Origin of the sequence: Ferrovum sp. (assembly GCF_027317285.1) — a bacterium.
GTDB lineage: Bacteria > Pseudomonadota > Gammaproteobacteria > Burkholderiales > Ferrovaceae > Ferrovum.
This window is the reverse complement of sequence record NZ_DAHVHV010000103.1, coordinates 1-2559: the sequence shown is the minus strand read 5'-3', so window position 1 is coordinate 2559 and position 2559 is coordinate 1. Positions and strand designations below refer to the sequence as shown.

General features: G+C 54.8%; 1 protein-coding gene. It reads right to left on the bottom strand.

All coding sequences use genetic code 11. The features are described 5' to 3' along the window. Positions 1 to 2414, bottom strand: a 2414-nt coding sequence (malQ, locus tag M6F29_RS11610; RefSeq protein WP_298160058.1) for a 4-alpha-glucanotransferase, incomplete at its 3' end; no start/stop codon positions are given. Positions 2415 to 2559 lie beyond the last annotated feature (145 nt).

Sequence of the window (2559 nt, the reverse complement as noted above, 5' to 3'; positions counted from 1 at the left end):
TTGTGATCGATGATGTCGTAGCCGTGCCGACTTCCTGGACGCGCCTTGAGATAGGGCGAGGCATACAGGTGTGAAATGCCCAGTGCGCTCAGGTAAGGAACGATTGCCCGTGCCTGGTTGAAAGTGAAATCACGATTGAATTGCAGACGATAAGTGGATAATGGAATATGCAAATTGTGTACTTGCGGTAGGTCGATCGGTTGTGGCAGTGCTTTCCCGGAGCCAACTCGTTCGGCGGTAATGGCCTCGACCATGTGCTTCAACCGCGAGTCGTCGCGCCATTCTTCCAGATTGATGATCAAACGCCGTCGCCAATTTGGATAGGCATCACGCGTGCTACCGGGCAAATTAACCTGATCCATCTGACCAAAAACGTCCTCGAGCCAGATCATCATCACCTGTGCCGGTGTTCTGGCCAGGAAGCGGTGCACCGAGCCCACCAATTCCAGCGACATGTCTGGATTGGCACCCGGATGCAAGTTGTCCCCCGCTTGCAGCAGTCCCTCGCGTTCGAGGGCCATGAGCAAGGCAGCGCGGTCATTCACGCGTTCCATCACCTGTTCCTGCCGCATATTTTCGCTGGGAAAGAGCCCTAGCGTCGTGCGTAGGTCAATATCCTGCCCATGCCAAAAACCGTAGAGGGTAGGCAAATCGTGGGTAGTCACCGTTACCAGAGACTGCACAGGATAGTCGGCAGGGGGGATAAACCCACCCTGTTCATCGCGGGAAAAAAACAGCACACGATAAGACAAGATACCAACACGTTGCAATTGTTCGCGTAAATGATCAGGGACACTGCCCAGATCCTCCCCGATAACCAGACAACCGTTACGTTGGCTCTCCAGCATCAAGATACCAAGCAAGTCATCAAAAGGATAATTCACATAGGTGCCCGCCACGGCAACGTCATCGTGCGGAATCCAAAATAGCCGCATCAGTCCCATGACATGATCGATACGCAACGCACCCATTGAACGCATATTGGCGCGCAGCATCTGAACAAAGGGCGCATAGGCCGCCGCACGCAAACGCTCTGGTATCCATGGGGGTAATTCCCAATCCTGTCCGTTCGGATTGGAATAATCAGCCGGTGTACCGATACTGGCACCGAGCGCATAATCGCTCTGGTTAGCCCATACTTCCGCGCCGCCGCGATTCACACCGACTGCCAGATCGCCATAAAGTCCAATGCTCAAACCCAAGTCCCGAGAAGTTTTGCCAATCGCATCGAGTTGCAGGGTCGCCAGCCACTGCTGGTATTCGTAATACTCGATCTGTTCCCAATGATCTTGCAAGAAATCGACAATTTCCTGCGATGCAGGGTCGTGGTAAGCTTCCGGCCATACCGGCCAACCCCATATACTGATATCCTGCTCTTGAAAATGTGCCTGTAACGCTTCGAACAATGCATAGCGCCGCAGGCTTTCCGATCCACTCGATTGAAATGCACGAAACTGCTGTCCACGTTCGCTATTCTCGTTCAGATGCCGTTTTCTGAAGTGCCGATACAAGCAGTTAAGTATCGTCTGCTTGACCACCATGACTTGGGAATAATCGACCAGTTCCTCAGAACGTAGCGCACGTAAGCGGGCCTGAAACATTTTATCCGCAACCAAGGTGCGGGCTTCATCACATTCAGCAAAATCTGCTACCGCTTCCAGGTCCAGATACAAGATATTGAGGAACAAACGACTTGATGGACTGTACGGGCTGGCATGGGCCGGATTGCCCGGAAATAAAGCATGCAGTGGATTAAGACCAATAATATCCATGCCTGCCTCACTGGCCAGTTCGACCATGAGGCGCAAGTCGGTAAAGTCGCCGATGCCCCAATTACGCTGGGACCGCACTCCATAAAGTTGCAGCGCGGCCCCATGGATTCGCCCCCCACCAGCAAGTGCCTTGGGCTGGTAGCAAGTAGCAGGTGCAACAATCAGCGACATGCGGGTTTCCACACCATCGGGTGCACGCACTGTCAGTTGGTGGTAGCCTGGTTTCGGACAGGAGGGCAACTGCAGCAAGCCACGCTGGTACTGCCCGCCATCGATCTGATGGCTGCCCGTGGCCTCAAGATCCGCCGGCCGGAACCCCCCCTCTTCACACATGCCATCTTCCTGCGTCAACTGCCATCGATACAAGTCAGCCCCGCACGTGGAAGGAAATGCAACCGGTACCGCAACGATCTTTGTCACCGCTCGCACGACCCATACGGGCGGCAGCAAGTTACGCCATGGCCGCGCTTCATGTTCGGCCAGAATGGTGGGCAAATCGCCCTCCAACTTTACCCCCATCGCGGTGAGCAAGGCGCGTTGCGTGGCCGGATTGGTGTGACAGAAATCACCCTTCAGGTCCTGATAGTGCGGCGCAATGCCATACAAATCGGCAAGTTGTGCGAGCGCATCCTTGGGGTTCATGTTTGCGTTTCCTTGATAAACCAGGCTGCGCACCAAGGGGGCATACGCCCGGCAGCGAGGAATCCCGGCAGATCGACCTGGCTCAGGTAGAAGGGAGCGCCATCAAAACGCAATGGACCTTCGATTGGATCAGCGCCCAGGTTGG